The following is a 7,136-nucleotide window of genomic DNA, read 5'->3' on the forward strand; positions in this document are numbered from 1 at the left end:
CCGAGGCACGCCCCAAATTCTCGCCACGGAATGGGCATCGACCACCCAAAACGAAATCCGTCAGCGTCAATCGCCGCGCGGCACGCCGAAACCGTGGAAAGCCAGGTTCTCAGCCAACTTTCGTGCATAGTTCAGGTTAGGTATTAAGATCGGGATCGATCTGACGAATGCCTCTCCGCTGATCACGGGGAACGCGATCGACGGCAACCAGACCGGGATTTCGATCAACCGCGGTTCCTCCCCGACGATCTCCGGCCTCAACCTGATTCAGAACAACACCACGCGTGGTGTTTTGATCGCTGGCTTTGGTGGCGATCCTGCCAATGATCCCGATCCTGCGCTGACCGGAAACCACTTTGAAAACAACGGAACGGGGGTCAATGGAACGGGGACGCCTGAGAACCTTAGGGCCCAGTCCTACGGGGATCCGAGTGTCCATATCACTGCCACTGGCAACTACTGGGGGACCGACGATCAAACCACGCTCCTCAGTTGGATCTACGATCAAACGCAATCGGCCACGTCACCCACGGTAGACGCGATTCCATACCTGAATCTCGATGGGAGTCCTGGGGGAAGCGGCGACATTTTGAGCGGTACGCTGCCCCTGGGTCTGACCACCTTGCCCGCTCTATCCGGAGGCGCTCCATATACGCTAGTGGGCGATCTGACGGTGCCCGTCGGATCGACACTCAAGATCGATCCTGGTGTGGTGATCGAAGCAGTGCTGGGTGTGGCCATCAATGTTTCTGGAACGCTTGATCTTCAAGGAAACAGCAGCAATCGCATTCGTCTCGAATCAAGCGAGACCACGCCGACCAGCGGATCCTGGGATGGGATCTTTCTTCTCCCGGGGAGTTCGGGGAGCGTGATTTCTTTTGCGGACATTCTCCACGCACGACACGGAGTCGATATCAACGGCGCCACCGGCACGGTGTCGATCACCGAGACCGACTTCATTGATTTCGGCCGACCCCTGGGCTCGCCGGGCGCCGGCATCCGTGTCAATAGCGCGGTGGCGACGATTGCGGACAACAACTTCACTCACACCCTCGGCTCCTCGACGAGCGGGACCTATGGAATTCACATGGTTGGTCCATCGGCGGGAAGTACGATCACCGGCAACCTGATCCGAGACCTCGACCACGGAATCCACCTTGAGACCGGATCATCTCCGGCGATCCAGGGCAATACGATTCAAGCCAATCGCCGGGGCATCCATGTCACCGGAGCGTCGTCCCCCGTCATCGATGGTGCGAATGTCATCACGGGGAACGACTACGGGATCTACATCGTTTCGCCCGGCGCTTCATCCCCGACAATCTCTGGCAACGATATTCACACGAACAACACCGGGTCTGGCTTCCCTCTCTACAACGTATTCGCGGCAAGCGGCGGATCCCACGAAATCGAAGCCGGGAACAATTGGTGGGACGCGCTGACGGCTAGCGAAGTGGCTGCCGGGATCTTCGACGCGACGGATGGAGGTAGTAGCCGGCCGTACGTCGACGCCGTTCCCTTCCTTGACGCAAGCGTAAACGATATTCCGGCCGGGGTACCGGTCACTGGCGCTTTTCTTGGCGGGCTCTTTCCAACGGGAGCGTCCAGCCTCACAGCGGACACGAGTTACGAGGCCGTTGGAAGCCTGGTCGTCCCCGTCGGTGCCACACTCACGATTCCTGAGGGCGTAACGATCTCGATGGTGGACGATGCCTCGTTCGTGGTCGAGGGGACCCTGCACGTCGCGGGTGTTTCGGGGAACCGCGTAACGTTCTCCCACCCGACCGCCACAGCTGGAAGCTGGGAGGGGATCGTCTTCGAGTCGACCAGCGCGGGGTCTTCTCTCAATGAGGTCCTGATCCAAGACGCCCAGCGCGCTGTGTGGGTGCGCGACGTGGATGTGGCGATTTCGGAAACCGAGATCGCAAACTTCGCGGAAACGGGGATCTGGATCGATGGCTCTTGGACGAGCGGGCCGACGGTGGGATCCATCACCGGCAGCTGGATTCACAATACGGGCACTCAGCTCGGGCTCGGTACGGGCATTCGTCTTGGCAGCGCGATTGCGAATGCAGGGGCATCGCCTGCAATCACCGACACGCGTATCGAGGGCACCTTCGTGGGAATCTACATGGCGGGGAAATCGAGTCCCCACATCACCGGAAGTACGATCACCGCAAACCGCACGGGCATCCAGCTCTTTGGCCAGCATACGGCGGACAAAAATCCAGCACCTGTGGTCAATGACAGCAACATCTTCGCCAACGAGTATTCCCCCGGGTTCCTTCGCAACCTCGAGGTCAAGGGAATGTTCTACGAGGGCACGAGCCAGGTCCTAGATTTCAAGCGAAATTGGTGGGGGGATACAAGTCTGGCCGCGATTCAGGCGACCATCGAGGCTCCAGCGGATCCTCAAGTTCCCGTCATCGATCTGTCGGATCTCTTGAACGCTGAGAATGGAGCATCGATTCCGGGGCCGGTCTTCACGCAGCTAATGCACACGGTGACTCGCTCCGTCGACGGGTTCAAGCCTCTCCAGGGCGAGTCGGTCTCTATCGATTTCGTGCTGGGGGCTCCAGCCGCCTCAGTAGACGTGCACTTCTACAAGGGGACAGGTTCAACGCTGGGTCCGCTCACCCGAACCATCCATCTTGCGGGCGCCCCGGCGGGGCCGAACAACGTGATCTGGGACGGCAAGGATGATGTCGGCGGCTACGTGGCCGAGGACGGCTACACCTACACCATCGATGCCGACGGATTCCTCTATGCTCCGGGCCCGTGGTTCGTGAACGGCCCACCGCTAGCGCCAGGAGTTCAGTGGGCGGATTCGGGCGACCCCGGATACAACACGTACCGAAACGAGTTCTGGCATCGGGAACTCCAGGTCACAGCTAACGCCTCGGAGGTGAATCTAAGTGCCAGGGTTGCATCGGGGCCAATAGTCCCCCTTTGGCGACGAGTCATTCCCCCCGGCACACACACGCTGGTATGGGACGGCCGTGATCCGTCAGGCGTGCCTCTCGAAGGGCAGCAAACGATCAACACCGATTCGAATTCTCCGCTTCGCTACAACTTGGTCGTTGTCGAGGGGACGAAGCCACTCATCACGGGCACGTCGCCGCATATCGAGGTGAAGGCCGATCCGTGGCTCGTGACGCATAGCTACGAGCAGATCTCGAAGCTCACGTATCGGCTCGATCAAGATTCACATGTAACGATCAAGGTGCTGCCGCCGGGCATCTATGATCCTGACGATCCCAGCCCAAAGATTCAGACCTTGGTCGACAACGTTCTCCAGCCGGCGGAATCTGGCGGCAATCCCGTGGACTACGTCGTCCCGTGGACCGGTCTCGATCCGGCGGATCCGGATGGGGATGGGGATGAGGGAAACTACGTCCGTGTTGACTCCGAGGGCCACCACACGTTCACGATCGAAGCGACGAGCGATGTCACGGGGTTCTCCACGCTCTACCGCGGCTCGCTTCAGATTCAACGATGATCCACCAGCCGAGGCGAGGGCTCGGGCGGGGCCTCCTGCTGCTCGTGTTTCTATGGGCGGGGCCATGGGCCCACCCGGTCGCCGCAGCAGAGGATGGGCGTGTCGCCTTCCTTCGACACACGGACGGCTATTGGCAAGCCTGGGTGATGGCAGCCGATGGGGGGCGAGCCCGGCAGCTGACCGATAGCCCGGTGGATAAGACCCGCGTCGATTGGTTTCCAAACGGCGCAGCGCTGATGGTGAGCGCCCAACAGGGCCCGCCTCGGCGTGTGGATCTGGCCGGGGGGCCACCCGTTTTAGTTGATATCCCCTTCGACGAAACCAGCGATGCCGTCGTGAGCCCCTCCGGTGCGGAGATCGCCGTCTCTTACTCGCCCGCCGGGTCAAGGGACGATCACGAGATCTTCGTCGTGCCCCTCGGCGGAAACGGCGAGCCCCGACGGATGACAAATGCCCCTCACGTGCAGCACGAGCCGGCCTGGGATCCGTCAAACGCCTGGATCTACTTCCTTTCGCGAGAGGCCATGGTGGGCCATCACATCTGGCGGGTGGCCCCCGATGGCACCCGGCGCGAGGCACTTACGGCGGGGGAGGCTTATCACTTTGATGTGACCATCGGGCCGCTGGGTTCGATTGCTTTTTCCACGAATCGCAGCGGGAACTTCGAGGTGTGGGCAGGAGAGAGTGTGTCGAAGGCCCGTCCGTTGACCGATCATCCTGCCCTGGACGCAGGTCCCTCGTTTTCTCCTGACGAACGCGAGATCGTTTTTGAATCGAGCCGATCCGGCCAGCCCGAGATCTGGAAGATCCGGATCCCGAGCGATCCGGGGGCAGGCAGCATTCCAGAGCAGCTGACCGAGACGCCACGCGGCGCCCGCCGGCCGGCCTGGTGGTGGCCGCGTTCCGTAGGAGAAGGGCCTTGAGGCGCGTTTCTGTCCTTCTTGCGGCGCTCTTCTTGGCCTTCGGGCCGGCGCTTGCTGTGCGGGCCCTCGTGTTGAGCCCGGTCATTCCCGATCGCCGCGTTTTCGAGCCCTCCGAAGGTGAATCGGTGCGGGTTCGCTTTCGCATCGATGAGCCGGCCCAGCTGACCTTGCGCATTTGGGACGGTCGAGATCTTCAGGTGCGTGCTGTTGACAGCGAGGGGGAGTTGCCGGCCGGCGAGCACGCCTTGGCGTGGGATGGGAAGGATTCAAAGGGTCGGCTCGTCCCCGCCGATGCCTACCACTACACCCTTGTGGCTACCGGGGCTGGCGGCGCGACGGTTCTCCACGATCTCACCGACTCGACCGGTGGCGAGGCGGTTTCCATCGAAGCGATTCGATGGGACGCGGATTCAGGCCGGGTCCACTACGTGGTTGCATCGGATTGCCGCATCAGTCTCCGGGCCGGGCTGGCGGAGGACGGGCCCCTGTTGCGGACGATCCTTGACTGGCCGGCCCGCATGGGGGGGCACAACGACGAGCCTTGGGATGGTCAAGACGCGTCGTCCGTATTCGATCTCACGCACCATCCCAAGCTCGAACTTTCGGCCAACGCGGTCTCGCTGCCCGCCAATACCCTCTTCGTAGGAGCCGTCCAAGCGACCACGGAGCCTCGATGGATTGCGTTCGATGAGTCGCCCCCCAAACGTGATCGGGCGAAAGGCGTTCGGGGGCCGCGGAGCGTCTTCGATCAACCGGCGGAGGGCCGGCACGATCTCCAGGTCGTTCTCTCGGTGCACGACCAGGAAGGCAAGCGACGTGGAGACGCAGCGGTGGCGACCGGGTTCACCCACATTCAGCTCGACGTCCCGGACCCGGCCGAGCGCGAACGTCTTCTGGCGGAGCGCTTCGAGGTCGTCTTCTTCGTGGACGGGATCTTTCGCTTCGAGAACGAGGTGGGGTTTCTCCCGACGAGCTGGCGGTGGAAGACGGAAACCGTCTCGCCGGGCGTGCACTACGTAACGGGAAACCTGCGGGGCTACAGCGGAAATTTCGGAACAGCGACACTCGCGGTCGAGATCGACGCGACGACGAAGCCGAAAACGGAGGCAGAGTGATGAGCAAGTGGTTGCGGTTTCTTGCGGTGCTCTTGATTTGCTGTGTCGGGAGCGTCTCCGGATGGGCGACAGACATCGGCCCGGTCTCGACTTCGACCGGTGGCCCCCCGTCGGACCCGAATCCGGATCCGGGCTGTGATGGATCTGCCAATCCGGGCCAGTGTCCTCCTCCCTGCCCGCCCCCGACGCCGCCAGGCCCAGGTGGCGTTGCGGGGAATCCCGCGGCCGGAAGCAGTAGCGTCTCAGGCAATACAAACGCCACGGGCAGCGGTAGGCCCGTGAGTGCGGTGAATGGCCGCGAGGTGCTGACACGCACCGATCTGGTTGTCCCCGGCGTCTACCCCATCCAACTCTCTCGCCGCTATGACAACAAGAGCACCTACGACTCACCTCTTGGCTACGGCTGGTCCTTTTCCCATGACCTGAAGCTCTTCGAGTATCCCGACGGCTCGGTGACCATTCGAAACAGCTGCGGCTATCGCCACCGCTTCGAACTCGACGGAGGCACGCTTGTTCCCAAGGTCGGTCGCAAGGAAACCCTCGATGATCTCGGCAACGGGAGCTACGTGCTTCACTACCCGAGAGGTGCAGAAGCTCATTTCAACCCTCAAGGCAACCTGAGTGAGCTCCGCGATCGAAGCGGCAACCGGCTCCATTTCGAGTACGACTTAATGGGCAAGAAGGATCTGGAAGGGACTTCGCCGTTCGCGGTGATCCCGACAGAGCCGATGACGGTTGCACGGGTCTACCAGCTCACGCGGATCTACGAGCAGCTCGCGGATACCACCGTGACGGGTCGGGACGTGACCTTCACCTACCACCCGACCTCAGGCCGCCTGAATTCGGCCTTAGCTTCGGACGGGCGCACCGTCACTTACACCCACGACACCTACCAGGTGACCAAGACGCAAGGCAACCTCACTGAGGTCCGCCTTCCTGTCGATGCCACTGACGCAATCCTCGAGACCTACGAGTACAGCGACACGGACCCAACGGATCCGCACAACCTGACGAGCATCCAGCTGGGGCAGGGCGAGACGCCGTGGATCCAGGTCTACGACGCCGAAGACCGCGTGATCCAGCAGACCCGGGGCGATTGCACGGTCGCTTGCGACCGGGTACTCGATTTCGACTACTCGACACCTCTCACGACGGTGGTGACGAGAACGATCAAGGACGACACGGGAACGGTCACGGGGACGGCGATCGAGACGTTCGAGTACAACACGCAGAACTTCCTCACGAAGCGGATCGACGCCCTCGACAATGAGTTCCACTACATCCGCGATGGCAACGGGTTCCTCGACAAGGTGGAAGTGTATCTGCCAGGAGGCCTCGTCCTCCAGAAGACGATTGACTTGACCTACGGCCTCGACAGCAACCTGTCCGAGCGCGTCGTCACCCTCGATTCCGGCGAGATCGTCACTGAGACCTGGACGTACGACGACCACTGGGTGAAGTCCTACGAGATCGATTCTACCTTTTTCCCGAACAAGGTCTTTCACACCGACTACACATTTCACCGCGCGGGTCCGGACATCACGAACATCAAGGAGATCAAGCGACTAGACGACGACGGGTCCGTCTTGGAGACAACGG

General features: G+C 61.6%; 5 protein-coding genes. 4 read left to right on the forward strand and 1 reads right to left on the reverse strand.

The genetic code is table 11. The features are described 5' to 3' along the window. Window positions 1-66: 66 nt before the first annotated feature. Window positions 67-228: a hypothetical protein gene (locus GY937_05770; protein ID MCP5056220.1), complete on the reverse strand. Its 162-nt coding sequence runs from the start codon at window positions 226-228 to the stop codon at window positions 67-69. Window positions 229-658: 430 nt separating this feature from the next. On the opposite strand from GY937_05770, the gene GY937_05775 reads away from it, so the two are divergent. The 4 genes from GY937_05775 to GY937_05790 all read left to right on the forward strand — a co-directional run. Further along, a complete protein-coding gene (locus GY937_05775; protein ID MCP5056221.1) occupies window positions 659-3,499 on the forward strand; it encodes a hypothetical protein in 2,841 nt (946 codons plus the stop codon). Then, complete coding sequence (locus tag GY937_05780; protein ID MCP5056222.1) at window positions 3,496-4,422, forward strand: hypothetical protein; 927 nt, start codon at window positions 3,496-3,498, stop codon at window positions 4,420-4,422. The genes GY937_05775 and GY937_05780 overlap by 4 nt, the downstream gene beginning before the upstream one ends. Next, entirely contained in the window at window positions 4,419-5,537 is a 1,119-nt protein-coding gene (locus GY937_05785) for a hypothetical protein (protein MCP5056223.1), read from the forward strand. Before GY937_05780 ends, GY937_05785 begins: the two co-directional genes overlap by 4 nt. Before the next feature lie 278 nt (window positions 5,538-5,815). Further along, window positions 5,816-7,136: hypothetical protein (locus GY937_05790; protein MCP5056224.1), on the forward strand; the 1,321-nt coding region annotated here is incomplete at its 3' end.

The organism is bacterium (assembly GCA_024228115.1).
Lineage (GTDB): Bacteria > Myxococcota_A > UBA9160 > UBA9160 > UBA6930.

Coding starts and splice junctions, on each gene's coding strand:
- GY937_05780 (MCP5056222.1), top strand. CDS start 3,496: ATGATCCACCAGCCGAGGCGAGGGCTCGGGCGGGGCCTCCTGCTGCTC.